Annotated in this window: 23 protein-coding genes; 11 read left to right on the forward strand and 12 right to left on the reverse strand. The window is 72.7% G+C overall.

The genetic code is table 11. The features are described from left to right. The first annotated feature begins 16 nt into the window (after positions 1-16). A complete protein-coding gene (locus JJI54_RS05190; protein ID WP_203071572.1) occupies positions 17-1,015 on the forward strand; it encodes a tripartite tricarboxylate transporter substrate binding protein in 999 nt (332 codons plus the stop codon). Positions 1,016-1,062: 47 nt separating this feature from the next. On the opposite strand, the gene JJI54_RS05195 is transcribed toward JJI54_RS05190, so the two are convergent. Together JJI54_RS05195 and JJI54_RS05200 are read right to left on the reverse strand one after the other, a co-directional pair. Then, positions 1,063-1,761 (reverse strand): response regulator, encoded by a 699-nt coding sequence (locus JJI54_RS05195; RefSeq protein WP_203071574.1) that lies wholly within the window; start codon positions 1,759-1,761, stop codon positions 1,063-1,065. Next, a complete protein-coding gene (locus JJI54_RS05200) occupies positions 1,758-4,427 on the reverse strand; it encodes a sensor histidine kinase (RefSeq protein ID WP_203071576.1) in 2,670 nt (889 codons plus the stop codon). Before JJI54_RS05200 ends, JJI54_RS05195 begins: the two co-directional genes overlap by 4 nt. 224 nt (positions 4,428-4,651) lie before the next feature. Between JJI54_RS05200 and kdpF the strand changes: the two genes are divergently transcribed. From kdpF to kdpC, 4 genes are read left to right on the forward strand one after another with little or no spacing between them, the layout of a single operon-like run. Next, a complete protein-coding gene (kdpF, locus tag JJI54_RS33105) occupies positions 4,652-4,738 on the forward strand; it encodes a K(+)-transporting ATPase subunit F (RefSeq protein ID WP_203072329.1) in 87 nt (28 codons plus the stop codon). Positions 4,739-4,742: 4 nt separating this feature from the next. Continuing rightward, entirely contained in the window at positions 4,743-6,440 is a 1,698-nt protein-coding gene (gene kdpA, locus JJI54_RS05210; protein ID WP_203071578.1) for a potassium-transporting ATPase subunit KdpA, read from the forward strand. 13 nt (positions 6,441-6,453) lie between these two features. Beyond that, the gene (gene kdpB / locus JJI54_RS05215) at positions 6,454-8,490 is read left to right on the forward strand and encodes a potassium-transporting ATPase subunit KdpB (protein WP_226381376.1); all 2,037 of its coding nucleotides are present in this window, start codon (positions 6,454-6,456) and stop codon (positions 8,488-8,490) included. A gap of 2 nt (positions 8,491-8,492) precedes the next feature. Continuing rightward, positions 8,493-9,080: a potassium-transporting ATPase subunit KdpC gene (kdpC, locus tag JJI54_RS05220; RefSeq protein WP_203071580.1), complete on the forward strand. Its 588-nt coding sequence runs from the start codon at positions 8,493-8,495 to the stop codon at positions 9,078-9,080. Positions 9,081-9,083: 3 nt separating this feature from the next. On the opposite strand, the gene JJI54_RS05225 is transcribed toward kdpC, so the two are convergent. The 3 genes from JJI54_RS05225 to JJI54_RS05235 are packed head-to-tail and all read right to left on the reverse strand — an operon-like array spanning position 9,084 to position 12,115. Next, on the reverse strand, positions 9,084-10,061 hold the full coding sequence (locus JJI54_RS05225) for a tripartite tricarboxylate transporter substrate binding protein (RefSeq protein ID WP_203071581.1): 978 nt from the start codon (positions 10,059-10,061) through the stop codon (positions 9,084-9,086). Between the two features lie 36 nt (positions 10,062-10,097). Beyond that, positions 10,098-11,096 (reverse strand): hydroxyacid dehydrogenase, encoded by a 999-nt coding sequence (locus JJI54_RS05230; RefSeq protein WP_203071583.1) that lies wholly within the window; start codon positions 11,094-11,096, stop codon positions 10,098-10,100. A gap of 47 nt (positions 11,097-11,143) precedes the next feature. After that, entirely contained in the window at positions 11,144-12,115 is a 972-nt protein-coding gene (locus JJI54_RS05235) for a tripartite tricarboxylate transporter substrate binding protein (RefSeq protein ID WP_203071585.1), read from the reverse strand. A 123-nt stretch (positions 12,116-12,238) separates the two neighbouring features. On the opposite strand from JJI54_RS05235, the gene JJI54_RS05240 reads away from it, so the two are divergent. From JJI54_RS05240 to JJI54_RS05250, 3 genes are read left to right on the forward strand one after another with little or no spacing between them, the layout of a single operon-like run. Next, on the forward strand, positions 12,239-13,234 hold the full coding sequence (locus JJI54_RS05240; protein WP_203071587.1) for a Bug family tripartite tricarboxylate transporter substrate binding protein: 996 nt from the start codon (positions 12,239-12,241) through the stop codon (positions 13,232-13,234). 4 nt (positions 13,235-13,238) lie between these two features. Continuing rightward, positions 13,239-14,135, forward strand: coding sequence for an SMP-30/gluconolactonase/LRE family protein (locus JJI54_RS05245; RefSeq protein WP_203071589.1), 897 nt, complete (start codon positions 13,239-13,241; stop codon positions 14,133-14,135). A gap of 28 nt (positions 14,136-14,163) precedes the next feature. Continuing rightward, on the forward strand, positions 14,164-14,898 hold the full coding sequence (locus JJI54_RS05250) for an IclR family transcriptional regulator (RefSeq protein ID WP_203071591.1): 735 nt from the start codon (positions 14,164-14,166) through the stop codon (positions 14,896-14,898). A gap of 19 nt (positions 14,899-14,917) precedes the next feature. Here JJI54_RS05250 and JJI54_RS05255 read toward each other — a convergent pair whose 3' ends face one another. Then, the gene (locus JJI54_RS05255; RefSeq protein ID WP_203071593.1) at positions 14,918-15,352 is read right to left on the reverse strand and encodes a hypothetical protein; all 435 of its coding nucleotides are present in this window, start codon (positions 15,350-15,352) and stop codon (positions 14,918-14,920) included. A gap of 80 nt (positions 15,353-15,432) precedes the next feature. Next, on the reverse strand, positions 15,433-16,140 hold the full coding sequence (locus tag JJI54_RS05260) for a response regulator transcription factor (protein ID WP_203071595.1): 708 nt from the start codon (positions 16,138-16,140) through the stop codon (positions 15,433-15,435). Positions 16,141-16,215: 75 nt separating this feature from the next. On the opposite strand from JJI54_RS05260, the gene JJI54_RS05265 reads away from it, so the two are divergent. Continuing rightward, positions 16,216-17,586, forward strand: coding sequence for a sensor histidine kinase (locus tag JJI54_RS05265; protein WP_203071597.1), 1,371 nt, complete (start codon positions 16,216-16,218; stop codon positions 17,584-17,586). Positions 17,587-17,595: 9 nt separating this feature from the next. Here the strand turns inward: JJI54_RS05265 and JJI54_RS05270 are convergent, their stop codons facing one another. Further along, a complete protein-coding gene (locus tag JJI54_RS05270; RefSeq protein WP_203071599.1) occupies positions 17,596-18,897 on the reverse strand; it encodes an efflux RND transporter periplasmic adaptor subunit in 1,302 nt (433 codons plus the stop codon). Positions 18,898-19,097: 200 nt separating this feature from the next. On the opposite strand from JJI54_RS05270, the gene JJI54_RS05275 reads away from it, so the two are divergent. Together JJI54_RS05275 and JJI54_RS05280 are read left to right on the forward strand one after the other, a co-directional pair. Beyond that, positions 19,098-22,229, forward strand: coding sequence for an efflux RND transporter permease subunit (locus tag JJI54_RS05275; protein ID WP_203071601.1), 3,132 nt, complete (start codon positions 19,098-19,100; stop codon positions 22,227-22,229). A gap of 30 nt (positions 22,230-22,259) precedes the next feature. Then, complete coding sequence (locus tag JJI54_RS05280) at positions 22,260-23,609, forward strand: TolC family protein (RefSeq protein ID WP_203071603.1); 1,350 nt, start codon at positions 22,260-22,262, stop codon at positions 23,607-23,609. Here the strand turns inward: JJI54_RS05280 and JJI54_RS05285 are convergent. The 4 genes from JJI54_RS05285 to phnD are packed head-to-tail and all read right to left on the reverse strand — an operon-like array spanning position 23,593 to position 26,796. Continuing rightward, positions 23,593-24,294 carry an LbetaH domain-containing protein gene (locus JJI54_RS05285; RefSeq protein ID WP_203071605.1) on the reverse strand — a complete coding sequence of 234 codons (702 nt, stop codon included), beginning with the start codon at positions 24,292-24,294 and terminating at the stop codon, positions 23,593-23,595. The genes JJI54_RS05280 and JJI54_RS05285 overlap by 17 nt on opposite strands. Then, entirely contained in the window at positions 24,264-25,028 is a 765-nt protein-coding gene (gene phnE, locus JJI54_RS05290; protein WP_203071607.1) for a phosphonate ABC transporter, permease protein PhnE, read from the reverse strand. Before phnE (JJI54_RS05290) ends, JJI54_RS05285 begins: the two co-directional genes overlap by 31 nt. Next, positions 25,025-25,891, reverse strand: a complete 867-nt coding sequence (gene phnE / locus JJI54_RS05295; protein ID WP_203071609.1) for a phosphonate ABC transporter, permease protein PhnE — start codon at positions 25,889-25,891, stop codon at positions 25,025-25,027. The genes phnE (JJI54_RS05290) and phnE (JJI54_RS05295) overlap by 4 nt, the downstream gene beginning before the upstream one ends. Continuing rightward, positions 25,888-26,796, reverse strand: a complete 909-nt coding sequence (gene phnD, locus JJI54_RS05300; protein ID WP_203071615.1) for a phosphate/phosphite/phosphonate ABC transporter substrate-binding protein — start codon at positions 26,794-26,796, stop codon at positions 25,888-25,890. Before phnD ends, phnE (JJI54_RS05295) begins: the two co-directional genes overlap by 4 nt. Between the last annotated feature and the right edge of the window lie 15 nt (positions 26,797-26,811).

Consider the following 26,811-nt stretch of genomic DNA (forward strand, 5'->3'; position numbering starts at 1 on the left):
ACACCTCGGAGGGAACATGAACCGGATTTCCAGGCGCGGGGCTGTCCTCGGCGCGCTCGGCCTCGGCGCCACGGCGTCCCCCGGCGCGGCCTCGGCGCAGGCGCCCGCGGCCGCGCCACGCGGCTTTCCCGACCGGCCGCTGCGCTTCGTCGTGCCCTTCGCCGCGGGTGGCGGCAACGACATCCTCGCCCGCCTCTACGGCCAGCGCCTGTCGCAGCAGCTGGGCCAGCCCGTGGTGGTGGAGAACCGGCCCGGCGGCTTCGGCTCCATCGGCGCCGATGTCGTCATGCGGTCCCGCCCCGATGGCTATACCTGGATGGTGCATCCGAGCGGCCCGATCCTCTCCGACCCCGGCGCGGAGCGGCCGCCCTATGACCTGACGCGGGATTTCGTCCCCGTCGCGATGCTCGGCACCTTCCCGGCCGTGATCGTGGTCGGCGCGAACAGCCCGCACCGCGGCATGGCCGACCTCTTCGCCTGGCTGGGCGCCAATCCCGGCCGCGGGACCTTCGGCACCGGCGCCATCGCCTTCCGCCTGATGGCGGAGATGATGGCACGCCAGCGCGGCACCACGGCGGAATACCTCGCCTTCCGCAGCAACTCGGAAGCCGTGACATCGGCCGCGGCGAATGAGGTCACCTTCGCCTTCACGGATATGGGCCCGGCGGTGCCGGCCCTGGATGGCGGGCGCGTCCGTGCCCTGGCCGTCGCGGCGCCGGCGCGGCTGCCGGGCCTTCCCGCCGTGCCGACCCTGGCCGAACTCGGCATCGCCGACATGGACCGCGTATCCTGGATCGGCCTTTTCGCGCCGGCCGGGACGCCGCCCGAGATCGTGGACCGCATCGCCGCCCTTGTCGCCGAGGCCGGCGGGCTGCCGGAGATCCAGCAGCGGCTCACGCCGATGGCCATCCAGCCCGACCGCCGCCCGCCGGAGGCGTTCCGCCAGGTGATCGCCGCCGATGACCGCTTCTGGCGGGACTCGGCGGCACGAGCGGGGATCGCGCTGACGCGCTGAGCGGCACGGCCATGCGCGTGGCGGCGCGCTTCCCGCCGGTGGCGTCGCTACTCCCCGCCGAACCGGTATCCGACGCCGGGCTCGGTCCGGATCAGCCCCGCGGCTGGGCCGAGCTTCTGGCGCAGATGGCCGACATAGACGCGCAGATACTGCGCATCCTCGACATGCGCCGGCCCCCAGACCGCCATCAGCAATTGCCGCTGCGTCACCACGCGGCCTTCCCCGCCGCGGACCAGCGCGGCCAGCAGGTCCCATTCCCGCGGCGTCAGCTTCAGCGGCTCGCCGCCCTCCACCCGCGCCAGCCGCCGGCCGAAATCCACCTCCAGCGGCCCGCTGCGCAGGATGCTGGCCTGCGGCTGCCGCGCCGCGGCCCCCGCCCGCCGCAGCGCGGCGCGCATCCGCGCCAGCAATTCGCCGAGCGCGAAGGGCTTCTCGATGTAGTCATCCGCCCCGGCATCCAGCGCGGCCACCTTCTCCGCCTCCGCATCCCGGGCGGAGAGCACGATCACCGGCGCATCGGTGAAGCCGCGCAGGCGCGGGATGGCGATCTTGCCGTCGCCATCGGGCAGGCCGAGGTCGAGCAGCACCAGCGCCGGCGCCTGCTCGGCCGCCAGGCGCAGCCCCTCCGCCATGGTCATCGCGCGCCGGGGCGCATAGCCCGCGGCCTCCAGCGCCGGGCCCAGGAAGCGGTGGATCTGCGGCTCGTCATCGATGACGAGGATGCGGGGCGCGCCGCCGTCGTTCATGTGGCGGGGAACCGCAGGGTCACGCGCGTGCCGCGTCCCGTGGCCAGGATCGGGCTCTCGGCCGCGATGCGCCCGCCCATCGCCTGCACCAGCCCGCGACAGATCGCGAGGCCGAGGCCCGTGCCCGCCGCGATGCGGTCGCTGCGGGTGGCGCGGAAGAAGGGATCGAAGATGCGCGGCAGCTCCTCCGGCGGAATGCCCGGCCCGTCATCCTCCACGATGATCACGACCTCCGGCCCCTCCCGCCTCGCGCCCGCGCGAACCTGCCCGCCGGGCGCCGAGAACTTCAAGGCGTTGTCGAGCAGGTTCGCCAGCACCTGGTCCAGCAGCGCGGGATCCAGCCGCGGGCCGGCCGGGCGCGCGCCCGGCGGTAGCGGGTCCAGCAGGATGGCCCGCCCATGCGCCCGGCCGGCGCGCCCGGCCGCCGTCTCCACCGCCTCCGCCAGGTCCACCTCCTCGCGCCGCGGTTCGATCTGGCGGTTCTCGATCCGCACCAGGTCCAGGATGTTGGCGATCCATCGCGACAGCCGCTCCGTCTCCTCCTCCGCCGCCGCCAGCAGGTCCGCGCGCGTCGCTTCCGGCAGCGCGCTCCCGGCGGTGCGGAGGGTCGAGATCGCGCCCCGGATGGAGGTCAGCGGCGTCCGCAGGTCATGGCCGAGCGAGGTCAGCAGCGCGGTGCGCAGCGCCTCCGTCTCCGACCGCGCCTCGACATGGGCGCGCTCCTCCATCAGCTCGGCGCGTTCCAGTGCCACGGCCGCCTGGTCCAGCAGCGCCTGCAGGGCCTTGTCGTCCTCGCCCCCGGGCGGCGCGCCCCCTGGCGGCGGGCGCAGCCCCACCAGGCCCGCCAGGCCGCGGGCGGTGCGCATGGGCCGGAACTGCCAGGCCGCGGCGGGCAGGGTATCGGTGCCGCGCCCGGCCGGCCGGCCATTCGCCGCGGCCCATCGCGCCGCCGCCATGCTGGCCTCGTCCGGTTCGGCGTCGAGCGGCATGCAGGCGCGCAGCACCGGCTCGGGCGCGGCCTCCCCCGGCAGGGGCGGCAGCAGCAGCAGCACGCAGGAAGGCCCGCCGGCGATGCGCGACGCCTCCTCCGCGATCGCCTGCATCAGGTCCCCCTTGTCCCCGGGCGCGCCCAGCCGCCGGCTGAACTCGACCAGGCGGCGCAGCCCCAGCACCCGCGCCCGCGCGCTGCGGACCGACCAGCCGAGCCCCCCCGTCGAGCCCGCCAGCAGCAGCGCCACCAGCGCGAAGACGACCACGCCGACGACATCCTGCGGCCCGGCGATCGCCAGCGTGTAGCGCGGCGGCAGGAACAGGAAGTTCCAGGCCAGGAAGGACAGCAGCGCGGCGATGCCCCCCTGCAGCGGCCCGAACCCCACCGCCGCCGCCACGATCGGCAGCAGGTAGATCATGCCCATCGCCCCGTCCGGCACGATGCCGTCCAGGCCGAGGCCGACCAGGGTGGCCAGCGCGACGAGGCCCCCCGTCATCCCCCAGCCGAGCCAGGCCGGCGGCACCGGGCGCTCCGGCCGCAGGGGCCGCGGCACTGCGGCCGGGTCGGGCACCAGGTGCAGCGTGAAATCCGTGGCCTGCCGCAGCAGGGCCGCCGGCAGGCCGCGGCCCGCCAGCCGCCGCCACCAGGCCGGCCGGCCGCGCCCCATGACGAGATGCGTCGCATTCCGCGCCCGTGCCTCCCGCATGATGGCGGCGGGCAGGTCCGCGGCGACGACCGTCTCCGTCAGCGCGCCGAGCTGCCCGGCCAGCTTCAGCGCCGGGCCGGGATCGGGGCCCGGCGCGGCGCTCGGCTGTTCCACATGCAGCGCCACCAGCGGCGCCTTCAGCGCATCCGCGATGCGCCGGGCGTGCCGCACCACCGTCTCCGCCGCCGCATCGGCGCCGACCAGCGCCATGACGCGGTCGCCCGAAGGCCAGGGGCCGGCGATGGCATTGGCGCGCATGTAGCCGGTGACGTCGGCATCGACGCGGTCCGCCACGCGGCGCAGCGCCATCTCCCGCAGCGCCGCCAGGTTGCCCTCGCGGAAGAAGCCGCGCAGCGCGCGGCCGGCCTGGTCCGGCCGGTAGATGCGACCCTGGCGCATCCGCTCGATCAACTCGGCCGGCGGGATGTCCACCAGCTCCACCGCATCGGCTTCGGCCAGCACGCGGTCGGGCACCGTCTCCGCCACCCGCACGCCGGTGATCCGCGCCACCGCCTCCGACAGGCTTTCCAGGTGCTGGACGTTCATCGTGGTCCAGACCTCGATGCCGGCCTCGCGCAGCTCCTCCACATCCTGCCAGCGCTTCGGATGCCGGCTGCCGGGCGCGTTGCTGTGCGCCAGCTCATCCAGCAGCAGGATCCGCGGGCGGCGGGCCAGCGCGGCGTCCAGGTCGAACTCCTCCAGCACCTGGCCGCGATAGGGGATGCGCGCGCGGGGCAGCAGGGGCAGGCCGTCGGTCGCCGCCTGGGTCTCCGCCCGGCCATGCGTCTCCACGATCCCGGCCAGGACATCGGTGCCGCCGGCCCTGAGCCGCCGCGCCTCCGCCAGCATCTCCATCGTCTTGCCGACGCCCGGCGCGGCGCCGAGGAACACCTTGAGCCGCCCGCGCCCCTCCCGCCGCGCGAGGGCGAGCAGGGCATCGGGATCGGGGCGGGCGGGCTCCTCGGTCATGCCGTGGCGATAGCAGGCCGGGCGCCGCGCCGCCCGCATCTTTGCGCGTTCTTTATGCGGCGGCCCCCGATCCCGCATGGAGCCTTTACGCGGGCCGGGCCTAGGCATGGGCGGCATGTCCGAGGGGAACCCGCGATGCCCGACCTTCTGCTGCTGGCGCTGGGCGCCGGCCTGTTCGGCCTGATGGCCGCCTACGCGATCGGCTGCGGCCGGATCTGACCGCCATGGCCGAACTCGTCCTGGGCTGCGTCGTGGCCGCCTGCCTCCTCCTCTACCTGCTATGGGCGCTGCTGCGCCCCGAGGACCTGTGATCCCATGACCCTCCTCGGCTGGGCGCAGATCGCGCTCGTCCTCCTGGCCATCCTGGCGGCGGCCATCCCGCTTGCGCGCTACATCGCCGCCGTCGCGGCCGGGCGCGTCACCTTCCTGGCGCCCGTCGAGCGTGCCTTCCACGCGGCCGCGGGCACCGACCCGTCGCGCGGCATGGGCTGGCGCGGCTACACGCTGGCCATGCTGGCGGCGAATGCGGCGGGCTTCGTGCTGCTCTACGCGCTGCTGCGGCTGCAGGGCGTGCTGCCCTTCAACCCGCAGGGCTTCGGCGGCATCCCGCCCTGGCTCGCCTTCAACACCGCGATCAGCTTCGTCACCAACACGAACTGGCAGGCCTATGCCGGGGAGGCGACGATGAGCAACCTCAGCCAGATGGCCGGGCTTGCGGTGCAGAACTTCCTCTCGGCCGCGACGGGCATGGCGCTGGCGCTGGCGCTGTGCCGCGCCTTCGCCGCCGGCGGGCTGCAGCAGCTCGGGAATTTCTGGGCCGACCTCCTGCGCGTCACGCTCTACGTGCTGCTGCCGCTGGCCATCCTGGTGGGCCTTGCCTTCGTCGCCACGGGCATTCCGCAGACGCTCTCGCCCCATGTCGAGGCGACGACGCTGGAAGGCGGCACCCAGGCCATCCCGCTCGGCCCCGTCGCCTTCCAGGTCGCCATCAAGCACCTGGGCACCAATGGCGGCGGCTTCTACGGCGCCAATTCCGCCCATCCCTTCGAGGGCCCCTCGGCGCTGGCCACGGCGCTGCAGATCTGGTCGCACCAGGTGATCCCCTTCGCGATGGCGCTGGCCTTCGGCCACATCGTCGGCGACCGCCGGCAGGGCTGGGCGCTGGCGGCGGTGATGCTGGGCTTCGTCGTCGCCGGCACCGCCGCGGTCTATGCGGCGGAAGCCGCGGGCAACCCGCTGCACCTCGCCCTCGGCATCGATCCCGCGCAGGGCAACATGGAGGGCAAGGAACTGCGCTTCGGCCAGGCGCTGGTCGCGCTGTTCACGGCGACGACGACGGGCGCTTCCAACGGCGCCGTGAACGCGATGTTCGACAGCTTCACCCCGCTCGGCGGCCTCGTGCCCCTGTTCCTGATCCAGCTGGGGGAGGTGCTGCCGGGCGGCGCCGGATCGGGCCTCTACGGCATGCTCGTCTTCGTGCTGCTCGCGGTCTTCGTGGCCGGGCTGATGGTGGGGCGCACGCCCGAATACCTCGGCAAGAAGGTGCAGGCGCGGGAGGTGAAGCTGGCCATGCTGGCGGTGCTGGTGCTGCCCGTCGTCATCCTCGGCTTCACCGCGGTCGCGCTGGTGCTGCCGGTGGCGGCGGCGTCGGTCCAGGACCCGGGGCCGCATGGCCTGACGGAGATGCTCTTCGCCTACAGCTCCGCCACCGGCAACAACGGCTCCGCCTTCGGCGGGCTTTCGGCCGATACGCCCTGGATGAACGTGACGCTCGGCATCGCCATGGCGCTCGGCCGCTTCGCCTATGTCGTGCCGGTGATGGCGATCGCGGGCTCCATCGCGGCGAAGCCGAAGCTTGCCGCCTCCGCCGGCACCTTCCCGACCCATGGGCCGCTCTTCGCCGGGCTGCTGGCCGGCGTGATCCTGATCCTGGGCGGGCTGCAATTCATGCCCGCCCTCGCCCTCGGCCCCATCGCCGAGCATTTTCTCCTGTTCGCCGGCAAGACCTTCTGAAGGCCACGCAACCATGGCAACCAACATCCGCCGCGCGGCGATGCTTGACCGCGCCCTCCTGCTCCGCGCGACGCTGGACGCGCTGCGCAAGCTCGATCCGCGGCGGCTCGTCCGCAACCCCGTGATCTTCGTGACGGAGATCGTCGCCATCCTCGTCACGCTGCTCGCCGCCCGCGCGGCGCTGCTGGGCGAACCCTCCGGCTTCCAGGGCGGCATCGCGCTCTGGCTCTGGCTCACCGTCCTCTTCGCCACCTTCGCGGAAGCGGTGGCGGAGGGGAGGGGCCGTGCCCAGGCCGACAGCCTGCGGCGGACGCGCAGCGACACGCCGGCGAAGCGGCTGCTGCGCGCCGATGACCGCGCGCTGTGGCAGCCCCGCGCCGCGACGGACCTCCACCCCGGCGACACCGTGCTGGTGGAGGCCGGCGACCTCATCCCCTCCGATGGCGAGGTGGTGGAGGGCATCGCCTCGGTGAACGAGGCCGCCGTCACCGGTGAGAGCGCGCCCGTGATCCGCGAGAGCGGCGGCGACCGCAGCGCCGTCACCGGCGGCACGCTCGTCGTCTCCGACTGGATCGTGGTGCGCATCACGGCGGCGCCGGGGTCCACCTTCCTCGACCGCATGATCGGCCTGGTGGAGGGTGCCAACCGGCAGAAGACGCCGAACGAGATCGCGCTCGACATCCTGCTGGCGGGCATGACGATCATCTTCCTCGTCGCCGTCGCGACGCTGGTGGGCTTCGCCGCCTGGAACGGCCGGCCGCCCTCCGTCGCCGTGCTGGCGGCGCTGCTCGTCACGCTGATCCCGACGACGATCGGCGGCCTGCTGTCGGCCATCGGCATCGCCGGCATGGACCGCCTGGTGCGCTTCAACGTGCTGGCGACCAGCGGCCGCGCGGTGGAGGCCGCCGGCGATGTCGATGTGCTGCTGCTGGACAAGACCGGCACGATCACCCTCGGCAACCGCCAGGCCGCCGGCTTCATCCCCGTCCCCGGCGTGACGGAGCGGGAGGTGGCGGAAGCCGCTGTCCTGTCGAGCCTGGCGGACGAGACGCCGGAGGGCCGCTCCATCCTCGCCTTCGCGCGGGACCGCTACGGCATCGCCGCGCCCGCGCTCCCCGACGGCGCGCGCATTATCCCCTTCACCGCGCAGACGCGCCTCTCGGGCCTCGACCTGCCCGGCGGCGCCTATCGCAAGGGCGCGGTGGATGCGCTGCTGCGCGCCCTGGGCGGGGAGGCACCGGCCGCGCTGCGCCTGGCGGTGGACCGCATCGCGCGCGCCGGCGGCACGCCGCTGGCGGTCGCGCGGAACGGCAGGCTGCTCGGCGCGATCGAGCTGAAGGACATCGTGAAGACCGGCATGCGCGACCGCTTCGACGCGCTGCGCCGCATGGGCATCCGCACCGTCATGGTCACCGGCGACAACCGCCTGACCGCCGCCGCCATCGCCGCGGAGGCCGGGGTCGATGACTTCATCGCGGAGGCGACGCCGGAGGACAAGTTCGCCTACATCCGGCGGGCGCAGGCGGAAGGGCGCCTCGTCGCCATGGCCGGGGATGGCACCAACGATGCGCCGGCCCTGGCCCAGGCCGATGTCGGCCTCGCCATGCAGACCGGCACCCAGGCGGCGCGGGAGGCCGGGAACATGGTGGACCTCGACAGCGATCCGACCAAGCTGATCGAGGTGGTGGAGATCGGCAAGCAGTTGCTGATCACCCGCGGCGCGCTGACTACCTTCTCCATCGCCAACGACGTGGCGAAGTACTTCGCGGTTCTGCCGGCGATCTTCGTGGCCAGCTACCCGGAACTCGGCGCGCTGAACGTGATGGCGCTGGCCTCGCCGGAAAGCGCGATCCTGTCCGCGGTGATCTTCAACGCGCTGATCATCGTGGCGCTGGTGCCGCTGGCGCTGCGCGGCGTGCGCTACGTGCCCATGGGGGCGGCGGCGCTGTTGCGGCGGAACCTGCTGGCCTACGGGCTGGGCGGCATCCTCGCGCCCTTCCTCGGCATCAAGATCATCGACGTCATCCTCACCCTGCTGGGGCTTGCCTGACCATGAACGCCATTCTCCGCCCGGCCATCACGATGGTCGTGCTGTCCACGCTGCTGCTTGGCCTGGCCGTGCCGCTGGCCTTCACCGGGGTGGCGGGCGTGGTCCTGCCCCATCAGGCCGGCGGCAGCCTGCTGGTGCGGGATGGCAAGGTCGTCGGCTCCGCGCTGATCGGCCAGGACTTCACCAGCGCGCGCTACTTCCACCCGCGCCCCTCCGCCACCACGGAGCCCGATCCGGAGAAGGAGGGAAGCATGCGTGCCGCGCCCTACAACGCCGCCGCCTCCGCCGCCTCCCAGCTCGGCCCGACCTCCGCCGCGCTGCGGGACACGGTGGCGGCGCGCATCGCGGCGCTTGGCGGGGGGCCGGTGCCGGCGGATGCCGTCACCGCCTCGGGCTCCGGCCTCGACCCCCATATCAGCCCGGAGAATGCGGCGCGCCAGCTGCGCCGCGTGGCGCAGGCGCGCGGCCTGCCGGAAGCCCGCGTGGCGGCGCTGGTCGCGCGCCACAGCAGCGGGCCCGAATTCGGCCTGCTGGGCGAAAGGCGGGTCGATGTGCTCCGCCTCAACCTCGCCCTCGATGCCCTGCGCTGATCGCTACTGCCAGGGCGTGCGTTCCCAGATGCGCTGGTAGCGGGCGAGCTGGGCGGGCATCTGCGCCTCCCACTCGCCCCCACGCAGGAAGGCCATGGCCAGTTCCAGCTGGCGCACCTTCTCCGCCCATTCGGGCGTCGCGATCACCTTCGCGATCGCATCCTCCAGCCGCTTCGCGATCTCGTCCGGGATGCCGCGCGGCGCGCCGAGCCCGCGCTCGCTGCTCATCAGCACGTCATAGCCTTCCTCCCGGAAGGTCGGCACGTCAGGCATCAGCTCCCAGCGCCGCTCGCCCATGCCGGCGATGGGGCGCAGCAGCGGCGTCTCCTGCCCCAGCATGCCGATCTCGCCGAGGTTGATGCCCGCGACGTCGATCTGGCGGCCGAGGACCGCGTTGCGCACGGGGCCCGCGCCGGCGAAGGGGGCGTGGATGAACTCCGTGCCCGACGCCGCCTCGAACAGGGTCAGGCCGAGATGGTCGTCGGTGCCGATGCCGGAGGAGCCGACGCTGATCGTGCCGGGCCGGCGCTTCGCCGCCTCCACCAGGTCCTTCAGCGTGCGATAGGGGGAGTCGCGGTGCACGACGAAGGCGCTGGGGTCGTCCACGATGCGCGCGATCAGGCGGATCTGCGCGCGGTCGTAGCGCACGCGGCGCTGGACGCCGAGCGAGAGGTAGCCCGGCGTGTTGATGGTGCCGAGCGTATAGCCATCCGGCCGCGCGCCCTGCAGCGCGACATAGGCCGTCTCCCCGCCCGCGCCGGGGCGGTTGGAGACGACGAAATTGGCCCCCGGCAGTTCCGCCGCCAGGAACTGCGCCATGGCGCGCACCATCACGTCGGTGCCGCCGCCGGGGGCGAAGCCCACGATGACCTCGATCGGCCGCGCGGCGGGCCAGGAAGGCTGCGCCAGGGCGGGCGCCGCCAGCGTCGCGGCCCCGGCGGCGAGAAGCGCGCGCCGTGTCGGGCCCTGGGTGATGCTCATGCTGTTCCTCCCGTTGATGATGATGGCCGCGCCGCGTCAGGCCGCCGCGCGCAAGCCGCCCGCGACGACGACGGCGCCCGGTAGCGCCGGCAGCCGCCCGGCCAGCACGGCGACGATGCTCTCCGCCGCGCCGGTGGACATGCCGACCGCGCCGCGCGGGGTATTGGCGGCGAGGTGCGGCGTCGGCAGCACCCGCGGATGGGTGCGCAGCGCGCTGTCCTCCGCCAGCGGTTCCTTCGCGAAGACATCGATGCCCGCCCAGGCCAAATGCCCGGAATCGAGCGCGGCGAGCAGCGCGGCTTCATCGACGATGCCGCCACGCGCGGTGTGGATCAGGATGGCGCCGCGAGGCAGCGCGGCGAGTTCGGCCTGCCCGATCATGCCGCGCGTCGCGGCCTCCAGCGGGCAATGCAGCGACAGCACCTCCGACCGCGCCAGCAGGGCAGGCAGGTCCGTGATGCGCTCCCCGGGGCCCGGCAGCGGGCCCGGCGGCAGCAGCGGGTCATAGGCCGCGACGCGCATGCCGAAGGCCTCGGCCAGGCGCGCGACCTTCGACCCGATGGCGCCATAGCCGACGATGCCGAGCGCCACGCCATCGATGTCGCGCGTCATGCGCGCCGTCTTCTCCCACCTGCCGTCGCGCATGCCCTGCGTGACCGCGGGCAAATCCTTCAGCGCGGCCAGCATCAGCGCCATGGCGTGTTCGGCGACGGAGCGCGAATTGGCGCCGGCCGCGCGCGTCACGGTCAGGCCGCGCGCTTCCGCCGCCGCCAGGTCGATGCCGTCCACCCCCGCGCCGTGGCGCGCGATGACGCGGAGCGCCGGCGCCGCCGCATCCATCACCGTGCCGTTGATCAGGCCCTGGCGGTGCAGCAGCGCGACGGGGCGGTGCCGGGCGATGGCGGCCAGCAGCTCACCCTCCGACGGATAGGCGGAGGTGCAGGGCACGGCGTAGCCGGCGGCTTCCAGGATCGCGACCGCCTCCGGCGCGAGGGAAGCGGCAGTGACGAGGACGACGGGCTTGGCGGCGGGCATGGGGAGGATCCTTGATGGGGGGAACGGTCAGGCGTCGAAACCAGGTTTCATTCTTTCCAGGGGCGCCGGGCCCAGAGGGCCTTCAGCGCCGCCTCCCCGCCCAGCGCGGCGTCGCGATAGGCGGCGCCGACCAGGGGCTTCAGCGGCAGGCCCGCCCGTGCGGCGGCCTCCACCCAGGCGGGATCGGCGAAGATGGTCGTGAAGGCCTCCTCCATCGCGCCCCGGATCGCCTCCGGCAGGCCTGCCGGGCCGAAGATCCCCCGGCCGGCGGAGAAGACGACATCGACACCGGCCTCGCGATAGGTCGGGATGTCCGGCGCGGTCGCGTCCCGCGCCTCGCTGGCCAGCGCCAGGCCGCGGATGGCGCCGTCCCGCAGCAGGGGCAGGGCCTCGCTGATGTTGAAGGCGCCGACCTCCAGCTGCCCGCCCAGCAGCGGCACCAGCAGCTGGGAGGTGCCGTTGAACGGGATGTGGTTCAGCCGCACCCCCGCCGCTTCCTCCAGCAGCAGGGCGGCGATGTGGTCGTCCCCGCCGATGCCCGCCGTGCCATAGGCGACATCGCCCGGCCGGGCCCGCGCCGCGGCCAGCAGCCCCGGCAGGCCGCGCAGCGGGCTGTCGGCGCGGACGAACAGGCCGCAGGGGTCTTCCACCACCTGCGCCAGGTAGGTCAGCTCCGCCGGGCGCCAGCGCACCGGGCGTTCGATCGGCTGGCTGAGCACGGTGGGGGTGGCGCAGGCGCCGAGCACGAAGCCATCCGGCGCCGCATTGGCCACCGCCTCCGTCCCCACCTGCCCGCCGGCGCCGGCGCGGTTGGAGACCAGCACCCGCGCCCCCGGCAGCCTGGCCGCCAGGAAGGGCGCGACGGTGCGCGCCATGGCATCCATGCCGCCGCCCGGGGCGAAGGGGACGATGATCTCGATCGGCCGCCCGGCCGGCCAGCCGCGCTGGGCCAGGGCCGGGGTCGCCAGGGCAAGGCCCGCGGCCAGCGCGGCGCGACGGCCGAAGCGGATTGGCGGCATGGTGGCGGTCTCCTTCCCCTCAATCTTATTGACAAGCGTCTTGGCAGGAGGCTCATAGCGAAACGCCATTTCAAAATGCAAGCCCTGATCGATCAGGGCGCAGCCAGGGAAGGAACCCGATCCATGCTCACCCGCCGCCGGATCCTGCACGCCGCCCTCGCCGCCGCGCCGCTGGCCCTGCCGCGCGCCGCTTTCGCCCAGGCCGAGGCCTGGCCGTCCCGCCCCATCCGCCTGGTCGTGGCCTGGGCGCCCGGCGGCGCCGTGGACACCATCGCGCGACGGCTCGCCCCCAAGCTCTCGGAAAGCCTCGGCCGGCCGGTGGTGGTGGAGAACAAGTCGGGGGCCACGGGCACGATCGGCGCCGCCGATGTCGCCCGCGCCGCGCCGGATGGCCACACGCTGCTCGCGATGGACAACACCTATGCGATGCTGCCCTACCTGTTCCAGCGCCTGCCCTTCGACCACGCCACCGCCTTCCGCCCCGTGACGGTCAGCGCCTTCTCCCCCGTGATGATCGCCGTGCACCGGGACGCGCCCTGGCGCGACCTCGCCAGCCTGGTCGCCGCGGCGAAGCGGGAGCCGGAGCGGATCACCTACGGCACCGGCGGCATCGGCAGCGCGCCCCATTTCGCCACCGCCGCCTTCGCCCAGGCCGCCGGCATCCGCATGCTGCACGTGCCCTTCCGCGGCGCCGGCGATGCGGTGACGGCGGTGATCGCGCGGCAGGTCGATCTCGTCATGGTCTCGCTCGGCTCCGCGCTCGGCCACGTCCAGGGCGGCGCGCTGCGCGTGCTGGCGCTGAGCGGCGCGCGCCGCAGCCCGGCCTTCCCGGATGTGCCGACCTTCCCCGAAGCCGGGCTGCCGAATCTCGGCCCGAACGGGGAGGGCGTGGTGAACTGGTCGGGCCTGGCCGCGCCGGCCGGTACGCCGGATGCCATCGTGGCCCGGCTGCAGGCCGATGTCGCGAAGGCGCTGCAGGCGGACGACATGCGCGACTTCCTCGCCTCCATTGCCTCGGTGCCCGGCGGCATGCCGCCCGCCGCCTTCGCCGCCCTGCTGGCGGAGGAGACGCAGCGCTGGCGCGGCGTGGCGGAGACCAGCGGCATCGAGCGGCAGTAGCGCCATGGGCTATTTCGCGCCGCCGCCGCGCCTCGGCACGGAAGTCTTCACCCGCCTGCCCGACCGCTTCCGCCAGCCGCGCCCGACCGCCTGGGCGCGCTGGAACCGCGGGGGGCGGGCAATCGACAGCTTCCTCGAAGGCCCCTGCTTCGATGAACAAGGCCGGCTCTACGTCACCGACATCCCCTTCGGCCGCATCTTCCGCATCGCCCCCGATGGCGAATGGACGCTGGTCGCGGACTATGATGGCTGGCCGAACGGGCTGAAGGTGGCGCCTGACGGCACGCTGCTCGTCACGGACTACAAGCGCGGCCTGCTGCGCATCGATCCCGGCAGCGGGGCTGTCACGCCGCTGCTGGAGGATGCGCGGAGCGAAGGCTTCAAGGGCCTGAACGATCTCTACCTCGCTTCCGATGGCAGCATCTTCTTCACCGACCAGGGCCAGACCGGCCTGCATGATCCGACAGGCCGCGTCTATCGCCTCTGGCCGGATGGGCGGCTCGACCGGCTGATCGGCACGGTGCCGAGCCCGAACGGCATCGTCGTCGCGCCGGACCTCTCGCATTGCCTGGTGGCCGTGACGCGCGCCAACCAGGTCTGGCGCCTGCAGCTGCATGGCGATGGCGCGGTGACCAAGGCCGGCATCTTCATCCACCTGCATGGCGGCCCCGGCGGGCCGGATGGCCTGGCCTTCGCGCCCGATGGCCAGCTGCTGGTGGCGCATACCGGCATCGGCACGGTCTGGCGCTTCAACGCCAGGGCGGAGCCGACCCTCGCCCTCACCTCCTGCGCCGGCGCCTCCACCACCAATCTCTGCCTGGGCGGCCCCGGGGGCCGCGACCTCTTCATCACGGAAAGCGAGACAGGCTGCGTGCTGCGCGCCCGGCTCGATCTGGGCTAGACAGGGGGCGGGGCAGCCGGAGGCAGGCATGGCGGAGAAGGCGAAGCGGCGACCGGCGCTGGAGGGCGTGGCCTCGGCGGACCGCGCCCTCACGCTGCTCTCCGCCTTCCGCAAGGGCGACCGCGACCTCTCCCTGGCCGAGCTGGCGGAGCGGACGGGTCTGGTGAAGAGCACCATCATGCGCCTCGCCATCTCGCTGGAGGAGCATGGCTACCTCGCCCGCGCGGCGGATGGGTCCTACCGGCTGGATGCGGAGGTGCTGCGCCTCGGCACCATCTACACCCAGTCCTTCCGCATGGAGGCGCATGTGATGCCGGTGCTGGAGGAGCTGGTCGCCCGCACCGGGGAGACCGCGGCCTTCTACGTCCGGCGCGGGGAACAGCGGCTCTGCCTGTTCCGCGTGGACAGCCCGCATCTGCTGCGCCTGCATGTGCGCGTCGGCGATGCGCTGCCGCTGGACAGTTCCGCCATCGCCCAGGTGCTGCGCGCCTTCACGCCGCGGCCCCTGCCGGATTACGCCGCGGCGATCGACCTGCCGATCGTCACCATGGGCGCCACGGATCCGCATACCGGCTCCATGGCCGTGCCCGTCTTCGGGCCGGGCGATGCGCTCGCCGGCGCGCTGGCGCTCTCCGCCCCCGTCATCCGCTGGACGCCGGAAGCGGTCGCTTCGGCACGGCCGATCCTGACGGAGGCCGCCATCGCGCTGACGCGCCGCATCGGCGGCGAAAGGCCGCACCCGCTGCCGGCCGCGGCGGAATAGCCCCGCGGCCGCCGGGGCGTCACAGGGACGCGGTGGCGAAGCCGCAGGCCTGCAGGTCGCGGCGCAGGCGCACCGCTTCCGTGCCCTCCCCGAAGATCGTGGGCTCGCCTCGCAGCGTGGTGCGGGACGCGGTAGGCGCGGCGGCGATGGTCGTCACCTCGAATTTCGGCCGCTCCTCCACCGTGCGGCGTCCGGTGCGATGGCGGTCGAAGACGGTGATCGTCGCGCGACGCTCCGCTTCCATCACGTTCACCACCGGCACCATGTCGCGGCGGACGAAGTGATCGACGATGCAGGCATTGACGGCGTGGTACTCCGCCTGCGTCTCGATCATCGCCAGCGGGTCGCTGGCGCGGAGGCGATCCACCGCCGAGTGGCCGGCGCAGCCCGCCAGCGCCAGGGCCGCGCCGAGCACCGTGATGCGCGAGGCCTGCGCGAAGGGGAACAGGGTCATGGCGACGCCTCCTCAGGGCCGTGCCCGCCTGCTGCGGGCATCCGCGATCCCTTCGATAGCGCCGGCAACTTACACCGCGCTTACGGTCCCGCCGGCGGCGGTGCCGCCTCCTCGGCCGCGGCCTCCAGCCGGTAGCCCAGGCCGCGCACGGTCTGCACCACCACCCCGGCATCGACGGAAGCCAGCCGCGCGCGCAGGCGATGCACATAGACCTCCACCGCGTTGGGCTGCACCGCCTTGTCGAGGCCCGCGAGCCGCGCTTCCAGCGTCTCCTTCGAGACGGCGCGCGGCGCGGCGCGCAGCAGCTCCTCGAGCAGCGTGCGTTCCCGCCGCGGCGGATCGAAATTCTGGTCCCGCACCGTCATGTTGCGCGACAGCCGGTCCAGCGCCAGCGCGCCGAGCGTCAGCACCGATGGCGTGCGCCCGCCGCGCCGCAGCGCGACATTGAGGCGCGAGACGAGTTCCTGCAGCGAGATCGGCTTGACCATGTAGTCGTCGGCGCCGAGGTCGAGGCCCTCGCAGATCTCCGCCACCTCGCCGCGCGCGGTCATCACCAGCGCGGCGGGCGCATCGGCGCGGTGGCGCAGGCGGCGCACCAGGTCCAGCCCATCCCCATCCGGCAGGCCGCGATCCACCACGGCCACGTCGAAGTCGAGGCTGTCGAGCGACGCCTGCGCATCCGCGAGCGTGCCGACCGTCTCCACCTCCCACCCCGCGCGGCGCAGCCCCTCCTTGAACAGCGCCGCCAGGCGCGCATGATCCTCGACGAGCAGGACACGCATCGTCATGCTCCGCTCCGTGATCCGGCAGGGATCGCGCCGTGAACGCCATCGCGGCGCCGTTCGCTGGAAGGGACCATGCTCATGGCACGCTCATACAGCCTCATCGCCCGTCTCGCCCTCTGGCATGCGGCAATCGGTCTCGTCTCGCTCGGCATCGGCGGCATCCTGCTGCACCGGATCGTCAACGAGGTGGTCTGGAACGAACATCGCCGGTCCATCATGGCCTCGGCCAGCGAGATCACCGAAAGGCTGCAGCGCGACGGTGTCAAGGGCCTCGGCCAGCCCTTCTCGCTGGAGACCGCGCGCCGCTTCAACTCGACCTCCGGCTCGCTGATGTATGTGGTGCTGGACCCCGCCGGCCGCCAGATCGGCGCCTCGCCCGGCTCGCAGGATGCGCTGCCGCGCTTCGAGGGGGATGACGCCCCGGCGCATGACTTCCGCACCGGCCGCGACGGATCGCATGTCTGGGGAGCCACGGAGGTGCTGAACACGCCGGATGGCCCGTTGACCTTCCAGGTCGCGCAGGACATGGGCCGCAGCTACGTCGTGCTGGACGATGTGCCGACGGCCGCGCTGCGCCCGGTGATGACCGTGCTGGGCGCCGGCGCGCTGCTGCTCTTCCTCGCCAATGTGGGGCTGCTGCTGCTGACGCTGCGCCCGCTGCGCGCCGCGGCGCGGGAGGCGGAGCGGATCGGCCATGGCGGGCCGCCCCGCCTCAGCCGCGACCGGCTGTCGGTGGAGGTGGCGCCGTTGATCGATGCCGTGAACGGCGCGCTCGACCGGCTGGATGACGCGCTGGAATGGCAGCGCGGCTTCTCCGCGGAAGTCGCGCATGAACTCCGCACGCCGCTCGCCGTGCTGCATGCCGAACTCGACCTTCTCGGCAGCGACGAGGTGACGGCGCGGCTGAAGCGTGATGTGGAGGGGTTGGCCCAGCTCGTCTCCGAATTGCTGGAAGCCGCCATCACCGCGCGCGACCTGCCGATGCGCGACGACATCTTCGATATCGCCACCCTGGCGGAGGAAGCGAGCCGCCGCATCGCCGCCGTGCTGGGCGCGGAAGGCCATGACATCCGCGTCCTCGCCTCCTCCGGCCCGGTATCCATCCGCGGCCATGCGGAGGCGATCGGCCGCGCGCTGCGCAACCTCATCGAGAATGCCGTGGCGCATTCGCCGGCGGGCGCGCCGGTGGAACTGCGCATCCTGCCGCCCCGCCGCGGCGTCGTGACCATCGAGGTGGCGGATCGCGGCAGCGGCGTGCGGGAGGAGGACATGGCGACGATCTTCCGCCGCCACTGGCGGTCGGGCGATACGCATCGCCGCGGCCTCGGCCTCGGCCTCTGGATCACCGAACGCGTGGTGCTGGCGCATGGCGGCACCATCGCCGTCCGGAACGAAAGGCCGGGCGGCGCGGTGTTCAGCATCCGGCTGCCGGTCGCGCGTACCGCCTAGCGCGTTGCGTCAATCCTGCGCGGCGCGGTCGATGAACAGCGCGCCGCCGGTCACCACGCGGGCCCCGGGGCGCAGCCCCTCCGTCACCTGCACGAAGCCATCGGCCTGCAGCCCCGTGCGGACCTGGCGCAGCACGAAGCGATCCTCGCCCAGCGCCTCCCACAGCGTCACCGCATGGCCGTGGCGGATCAGCGCCCCGGCCGGCACCGCCAGCGCATCCGGCGCATCGCCCAGCGCGATGCGGAAGGTGGCGAACATCTCCGGCTTCAGGGCCTGGTCCGTGTCGCGGACCGAAGCGCGCACCGTCAGGCGGCGCGTCACCGGATCGATCGCGCTGGCGACATGGCCGATCACGCCGGGGAAGCTGCGGCCGGGCAGGGCATCGACCGTGACCTCCACGGCCTGGCCCTGCCGCATCGCCGGCGCATCCAGCTCCCGCACCTGCGCCACCATCCACATCTCCGACAGGTCGGCGATGGTGAAGACGGGATCGCCGCCGCCGGCCGTCAGCCACTGGTTCGGGCCGAGCCGCCGCTGCACCACCGTGCCGGCCAGCGGCGCCACCACGGCGACGGTCGCATCCACCCGCCGCGTGCGCTCGATCTGCGCCACCGCATCGGCATCCCGGCCCAGCACGCGCAGCCGGTCCCGCGCCGCGGCCAGCACCGCTTCCGCCGTGCGTTCATCGGCCAGCGCATTGGTCAGCTCCGCCTGCGCCTGTTCCAGGTCCCGCCGTGCCGCGGCGCGGGCGGCGAAGAGGTCCCGCTGCCGCGCCTCGTTCCGCCGCGTCAGCTCCACCTGTGCCCGCGCCTTGCCCAGCCCATCCACCGCGGCGAGGAGATCATTCGCCGCCTGGCTGAGATCCGTCGTCTCGATCTCGAACAGCACGTCGCCCGCCTGCACCTGCTGGCCCTGCTGGACGAGCACGCGGCGCACACGGCCGGAATAGGGGGCGAAGACCGGCGTCGCGCGATCCTCGTTATACGCGATGCGCCCCTCGGCCACGCGTTCCTCCCGGAAGGCGCGCAGCGCCACGGGCTGCACGCGCAGCAGCCGCGCCTCCGCGGGCGAGAGGCGGAAGGAGCCATCGGCCATGCGGCTGCTCGTCGCCGCCTGCGCCGGCCGCACGACGGCGACGCTGCCGCCCGTCATCTCGTGGTAGCCGAAGCCGGCGATGGCGGCCGCCAGCACCACGCCGCCGCCCAGCCACAGTGCCAAGCGCCGCCGCGGCGCCGTGGCCGGCGGGGAAACGCCCTCCGTCATCACGCTTTCCGTGAGGCCGGCAGCCTGAGGCGGCGTCATCATGTTCATGGTCGGTGGTCGTCCTGGCCAGGCGCTGTCGCCGAGCGAAGCGCATCCGCGATCCTCCGGCCATTCTCCTCTAGCGCGGGCGGCTTACACCCAGCTTACGGGTGCGGCGGCGCCCTTCCGGAAGCGCCGGCGAGCGGGCAATCAATCCCCGGCGACGCGTCGGATGACCGCCAGCCGATCCCGTATCCGGAGTGCCAGCCTTGCGCTTCCTTGTCGCCGTGTCGCTGGAGCGACGGCCGCTGCTGCTGCTCTTCTTCGTCGTCTTCCTCGTGGTCGGCGTGCTCGGCTTCCGGCAGCTGAACATCGAGGCCTATCCGGACCCCGTGCCGCCCACCGTCGTCGTCATCACCCAGAATGCCGGCCAGAGCGCGGAGGAGATCGAGCGCTACATCACCGTGCCGATCGAGGTCGCGATGTCCGGCCTGCCGAACCTGACGACGGTGCGCTCCACCTCCCTCTTCGGCCTCTCCGACGTCCGCGTGCAGTTCAACTTCAACTACACCTATGAGGAAGCGGTGCAGCAGGTGCTGAACCGCCTCGGCCAGATCGGCGACCTGCCGAATGGCGCGCAGCCCGGCATCTCCCCGGCCTCCCCGATCGGGGAGATCATGCGCTACCGCCTGGTGGGGCCGCCCGGCTATCCGCTGGAGGATCTGAAGACCCTGCAGGAATGGGTGCTGGACCGGCGCTTCAAGCGCGTGCCGGGCGTGATCGACGTCACCTCCTTCGGCGGGCTGTCCAAGACCTATTCGGTGCAGGTGGATCTCGCCCGGCTCTCCGCCTACGGCATCGCGCTGCCCGCGGTGGTGGAGGCGATCCGCGGCGGCTCCGTCAATGTCGGCGCCGGCACGCTGAATGTGGGACCGCAATCCTTCGTCGTGCAGGGCATCGGCCTGATCCGCGGCGTGGAGGATATCGGCCATGTCGTCATCGGCGTGCGGGACGGCAATCCGGTGCTCGTCTCCGATGTCGCGACGGTGGAGATCGGCAACCTGCCGCGCCTCGGCATCGCGGGGCATGAGAATGACGACGATGTCATGCTCGGCACGGTGCTGATGCGCCGTGGCGAGCAGACGCTGCCGACCATCCATGGCGTGCAGCGGGAGGTGGAGCGCATAAATGCCGGCGGCGTGCTGCCGCCCGGCGTGCGCATCGTGCCGCTCTATGACCGGGAAGACCTGGTCTCCACCACCACGCAGAAGGTGGTGAAGAACATCCTGGAAGGCGTGGCGCTGATCCTGGTGATCCAGTGGCTGTTCCTGGGCGACCTGCGCGGCGCCATCGTGATCGCCGCCACCATCCCCTTCGCCTTCTTCTTCGCCGTGCTGATGATGCTGGGCCGGGGCGAGAGCGCCAACCTGCTCTCGCTCGGCGCGCTCGATTTCGGCCTGCTGGTGGATGCGACCGTCATCATGGTGGAGAACATCTTCCGCCACCTCCACCTGGCGCGCCATTCGCACCCCGGCCAGCCGCCACGGCCCGTGCCGATGACGGTGCTGCGCGCGGCCGGCGAGGTGGACAAGGCAATCTTCTTCTCCATCCTCATCATCATGGCGGCCTTCATCCCCCTCTTTGCCATGGGGGGAATCGAGGGCCGCATCTTCGGCCCCATGGCCAAGACCTACGCCTATGCCATCGCCGGCGCGCTGCTCGCGACCTTCACCATCACGCCCGCCCTGTCCGCTACGCTGTTCAAGCCGGAGACGGAGGAACGCGACACCTTCGTCATGAAGGGCATCAAGTGGGGCTTCGTGCGGCTCTTCGCCGCCGGGCTGCGGCGCCGTGCCGTGACGCTCGGCTTCGCCGCGCTGATGCTGCTGGGCAGCGGCGGCGTGCTGTCGCGGCTCGGCGCGGAATTCCTGCCGACGCTGGAGGAAGGCAGCATCTGGCTGCGCGCCACCATGCCCGCCACCATCGCGCTGGAGGAAGGCAACCCGATCGCCAACCGCATCCGCCGCGTGCTGATGGAGTTCCCGGAGGTGATCACCGTCACCTCCCAGCAGGGGCGGCCGGATGACGGCACGGACAGCGCCGGCTTCTTCAACGCGGAGTTCTTCGTCCCCCTTGTGCCGCAGGCGCAGTGGAAGACGGCGCATGAGCGCGAGGGCCTGGTCGCGGCCGTGGCGCGGCGGCTGGAGGCGGAGTTCGTCGGTGTCGAGTTCTCCTTCTCCCAGACCATCTCGGACAACGTGCAGGAAGCCGCCAGCGGGGTGAAGGGCGCCAATGCCGTGAAGGTGGTGGGGCCGGATGTGGAGGTGGCCTCCCGCCTCGCCGACCAGATCCGGCGTGAGATGGCGCAGGTGCCAGGCGTGGCCGATCTCGGCGTGCTGCTCAGCACCGGCCAGCAGACCGTGACCATCACGGTGGACCGCGCCCGCGCGGCGCGGCGCGGCCTCAGCGTGAGCGACGTGAACACCGCCCTGTCCGCCGCCATCGGCGGGCAGGCCGCGGGCGCGGTGTATGAAGCCGGCGGCGACCGCAACTTCCCCATCATCGTCCGCCTGGCGCCCCGCTACCGCGACGGGATCGAGGCGATCGGCCGCGTGCCGGTCGGCGGCAATGCGGTGCTGGCCGATGTCGCGACCATTGAGCTGACCTCCGGCCCTTCCTACATCTACCGCGAGAATTCCGAACGCTACGTCCCGGTGCGCTTTTCCGTCCGCGGGCGCGATCCCGCCAGCACGGTGGCGGAGGCGCAGAGCCGCGTGGCCTCCGCCGTCCAGCTGCCGAACGGCTATCGCCTGGAATGGGTCGGCGAATTCCGCAACCTGCAGATGGCGATCGCGCGGCTGATGGTGGTGGTGCCGATCACGCTCGTCATCATCGCGGTACTTCTCTACGTCTCCTTCGGCCGGTTGCGGGAAACCGCGATGGTCTTCGCCATGCTGCCGCTCTCCATCTCCGGCGGCGTCTTCGCCCTCGCCCTGGCAGGGCTGAACTTCTCCGTCCCCGCCGCCATCGGCTTCCTGGCGCTGCTCGGCATCACGGTGATGGAGGCGATCATCTTCCTCTCCTACTTCAACCAGCTGCGGGAACAGGAAGGGCTCGACTGGACGGCGGCGCTGAACCGCGCCGGGGCGGACCGGCTGCGGCCGGTGATGATGACCTGCTTCGCCTCCTTCTGCGGGCTGCTGCCGATGGCGCTCGCCTCCGGCATCGGCGCCGACGTCACCAAGCCGCTGGCGGTGGTGGTGGTGGGCGGCATCGGGCTGGTGCCGGTCTTCATCCTCGTCGTGCTGCCCGCCGCGGTGGACCTGTTCGGCCGCCGCCTGGCGGCGCGCGACGATGCCGCGGAGGCCGCCGCCGCCGCGAAGCAGCCCCGCCCCGCGTGACATGACCCGATGCAGCCCGGATTCCCGCCCATGAAGCCCGCCGCCGCCCTCTGCCTCGCGATCCTCGCCGCCTGGCCCGCCGCCCGGCCCCTGGCCGCCGAAACCCGCGCCACCGCCCCCGCCAGTGGCGGGCTGACGCTGGCCGACGCGCAGGCGATGCTGCTGGAGCGCAACCTGGCGCTGGCCGCCGCGCGGCGCGGCGTGGAGATCGCCCGCGCCCAGCGCCTGGTGGCGGATACCGCGCCGGCGGGATCCATCACCTATGGCCAGACGGCCGCGCAGATGAGCGAGGAGCGCCGCCTCTCCGGCTTCTACGGCAACCGCGCCGTCTCGCCGCTCAACAATGCCAGCTTCACCCTCAACGTGGTGGTGGAACGCGGCGGCAAGCGGGAATTGCGCACGCTCGTCGCCGCCGAACAGGTGAGCGTCGCGGAGGCACAGTTGCTGGATGCGATGCGCGACCAGCTCTTCCAGCTCCGCCAGGCCTTCATCAATGCCCTGCAGGCACGCGCCGACCTGCGCGTGGCGCTCGACAACCGCAACAGCCTGAACCAGACGGAGGCGCTGCTGGCGCGGCAGGTGCGCCAGGGCGGCATCGCGGAATCGGAACTGCTGCGCTTCCAGGCCAGCCGCCTGCCCTTCGAACAGCAGGTCGCCGCCGCCATCCAGGCGCAGGCGGCGGCGGTGGCGCGGGTGGCGGCGCTGCTCGGGCAGGATGCGGTGGCGCGTGGCGCGACGCTCGAACTCGGCGGCAGCCTGGCGAACCAGGCGCCGCTCGGGCTGACCCAGGCCGCGCTGGCGGCCGCGATCGGGGAGCGTCCGGACGTGCTGGCGGCGGAACGCGGCGTGGCGGCGGCGGATGCCTCCACGCGCCTCGCGGAGGCGGGGCGGTCGCGCGACCTCTCCATCGGCGGCAGCCTCAGCCGCACGGAACTCAGCCAGGACCTGCCTTCCGCCAGCCGCGGGCTGCGCGCCAACAACGCGGTCGGCATCACGCTGTCCGTGCCCATCTTCACGCAGCGCATCACGGAAGGCGGCATCGCGGTGGCCATGGCGCAGCGCGCGCAGGCGCGGGCGCAGGCGGATGGCGTGCGCGCCAATGCGCTGGCGGACCTCGCCGCCGCCTGGGCGGGCTACGAACAGGCGCGCACGCTGATGGCGCTGACCAGCGGCGCGGTGTTGCGCCGGGCGGAGGAAGCCTACCGCGCGACGGAAGCCGCCTACCTCGCCGGCGGGCGCAGCCTGCTGGACGTGCTGGATGCGCTGCGCACGCTGAACGCCACGCGCCAGGCCGCCAATGCCGCCCAGGCCGCGCATGCGCTGGCGCTGGCGACGCTGGAACAGGCCAGCGGGGTCGGCGGGATCATGCCGCGGCTGTAGGGGCCCCGCCCGCGAAGGCCGGGTCGTGGCGGCGGCAGATTTCCGCTGCCGGGACCGCGCGCATCTCCGCGATCCCCGCCGCCAGGCGATCGCGCGGCCAGTCCCACCAGGCGATGCGCAGCAGGCTGTCGCGCACCGCCTCGGGAAAGCGGAAGCGCAGCACGCGGCCGGGATTGCCGACGACGATGGCGAAGGGGGCCACATCCTTCGTCACCACCGCCCCGGCGCCGATCGCCGCCCCCGTGCCGATGGTCACGCCGGGCAGCACGATGACGCCATGGCCGAGCCAGACATCATGGCCGAGCGTGACGCGCTTGCCCCGCCGCCAGTCGAAGAAGCCGGCCTCGTCCTCACCGAGTCCGTAGGCGCTGGCGCGATAGGTCACATGGCTCAGCGCCACGCGGTCCAGCGGGTGGTTGCCGGGGTTGATGCGCACATGGCTGGCGATGGAACAGAAGCGGCCGATGGTCGCGTAGATGATCTGGCTGTCATGGACGACATAGGAGTAGTCGCCGAACTCCGTTTCCGCGACCGTGCTGCGCGCGCCCACTTCCGTGTAGATGCCGAAGCGGCAGTCGCGCACCTTCGCCGTCGGATCGATGAACGGGTCGAGGCCGAGGCGCTTGGTCGCGCTCCCCGGATCCTGGTAGGCGGTCACGCGCGGATCAGTCTCAGCCTCAGCCATCGGCTGGCTCCATCGATGAGGGCGACGGTGGCCAGGACCATCAGCAGGATGAAGGCGGCCTCGTCCCAGTTGTTGATGCGGATGCGGTCGGACAGCGCCAGCCCGATGCCCCCGGCGCCGACCACGCCGAGGATGGTGGCGGAGCGCGTGTTGCTCTCGAAGACGTAGAGCACCTGCGAGAGCATGACAGGCAGCGCCTGCGGCAGCAGCCCGTAGCGGATCACCAGCAGGCGGGAAGCGCCGGCGCCGCGCACGCCCTCCACCTGCCGCCGTTCCGTCGCCTCCAGCGCCTCCGAGAAGGTCTTCGCCAATGTCCCGATATCGGGCAGGGCGAGGGCCAGGATGCCGGCGAAGGGGCCCATGCCGACGGCGGAGACGAAGATCAGCGCCCAGACCAGGCTATCGATGGCGCGCAGCCCGTCGAAACCGCGGCGGATGGTGAAGCGCGCCCAGGCATTGGCGACCACCGTCCCGGCGCCGAGGAAGGCGAGGGGCAGCGCCACGAGCGCGGCCAACAGCGTGCCGAGGAAGGCCATGGCCAGCGTCTCCGCCAGCGCGCGCAGCAGGTCCGGCAGGGCGCCACCGGGCGATGGCGGCAGCATCAGCACGACCAGCCAGCCGAGTTTCCCTAATCCCTCCCACACACGGTGGGGCGAGGCATCGACGCGCCACAGTGCCAGCAGCAGCAGCGTGAATCCCAGCGTGACGATCAGGCTGGTGCGACGCGTGATCATGCGCCCGCCGCCGCGCCCGGCCCGATGATGCGGTGGCGCAGCCGCCCGCAGGCCAGGTCGATCGCCGTCACCGTCAGCAGGATGAGCAGCAGGATGGCGGAGATGTCGGGATAGCTGAACTGGCGGACGGAGAGATACAGCTCCTCCCCGATGCCCCCCGCGCCGACGATGCCCAGCACCGAGGCCTCCCGCACATTGATCTCGAAGCGCAGCAGGCCGAAGGAGAGCATGTCCGGCAGGGATTGCGGCAGCACGCCGAAGCGCATCGCCTGCGGCCAGGTGCCACCCGCGGCGCGCACCGCCTCCACCGGGCGGAGGTCCGCATTCTCATGCACCTCCGCGAACTGCTTGCCGAGCGCGCCCCAGCTGTGCAGCGCCAGCGCCAGCACGCCCGCGAAGGGGCCGAGGCCGAAGGCGTAGACGAAGATCAGCGCGAAGACGAGCGTCGGCACCGTGCGCGCCAGTTCCAGCACGCGGCGCGAGAGGGACACCGCCCAGCGCGGGGCGAGCGTCGCCGCCGCGGGAAAGGAGAAGAGCAGCGCGGCAACAGCGCCGAGCAGCGTGCCGGCATAGGCGATCAGCAGCGTGTCGAGCAGCAGCACGACCCAATGATCGAGCCCCCAGAACCACTCCGCGAGGTCATCGCCCAGCCTGTCCCAGCGCAGCACGGGGATGGTGCGCCAGACATAGTCGGCGGCCATGGGCAGGCCGCGCGCCAGGCGGGCGAGATCGACCTCCCCGACCCAACTGGCCACCAGGATGGCGGCCAGGAAGGACAGCCCCCAGCCAGCCCAGGCGCCGCGCCGGCGGCGGCGCGCCTGCTGCCAGGCGGCCTCCGCGGCCTGGATGGTGATGGCGCTCACGTACCGCGGTTGCGACGGCGCGCGAGGTTCTCCTCCACCACGGCGATCACGTCGGCATAATCCTCATGTCGCGTCGGCGCGACGCCGCTGGCATTGGAGGCGGCGACGCGGAAGGCGGCGGGGTCACGTTCCGGCATGGCGAAGACGGCATCGCGCCAGTCGCGGCGAAGCCCCTCCGGCAGGTCGGCGCGCATCACCCAGGGGGAGTTCGGGATCATGGGGCTGGTCCAGACGATGCGCGTGGCGCCGGGCGGGACCATGCCCTTCTCCGTCATGCGCTGGATGTTGCCGTGGCGGTCGTTGGACCAGAAGGTCGCGGCGGCGTCGTAGGTGCCGTTGAGCACGGCGATGACGCTCTGCTCATGGCTGCCGGAGAAGCCGGTGCGGCCGAAGAACTGCTCCGGCACGAAGCCCTGGCGGCGCAGGAAATAGGCCGGAAAGGCGAAGCCGCTGGCGGAGTTGGGATCCGCGAAGGCGAAGCTGCGGCCGCGCAGATCCTCCATCCGCTGGAAGGGGCTGTCCGCCTTCACGAAGGCGACGGAGTGATAGCCCGTGGCCCCCTCATTGTCGCGGTCGCGGGCGAAGGGGATGACGCGGTCGCCCATCACGCGCCGGGCTAGCGCGTAGTTGGCCGGCCCGATGCGGGCGAATTCGATGTTGGAACTCCGCATCGCTTCCACGACACCGGCATAGTCGGTGGCGCGGAAGACGCGCAGCGGCACGCCGAGCGTGCGCTGGATGTAGTCCTGGAAGGGCTGCTGCCGCGCCACCGCATCCCGCTCATTCTCCGCGGAGGAGATGCCGAGCCGAAGCTCGCGGAACTGGCTGCGCCAATCCGCCTGGGCCAGGGACGGCGCCGCCAGCAGGCTGGCGGCACCGGAGAGCAGGATGCGACGACGATGCATGGTGCCAGTCCTTCC

Origin of the sequence: Falsiroseomonas ponticola (genome assembly GCF_016805305.1) — a bacterium.
GTDB classification, from domain to species: domain Bacteria; phylum Pseudomonadota; class Alphaproteobacteria; order Acetobacterales; family Acetobacteraceae; genus Falsiroseomonas; species Falsiroseomonas ponticola.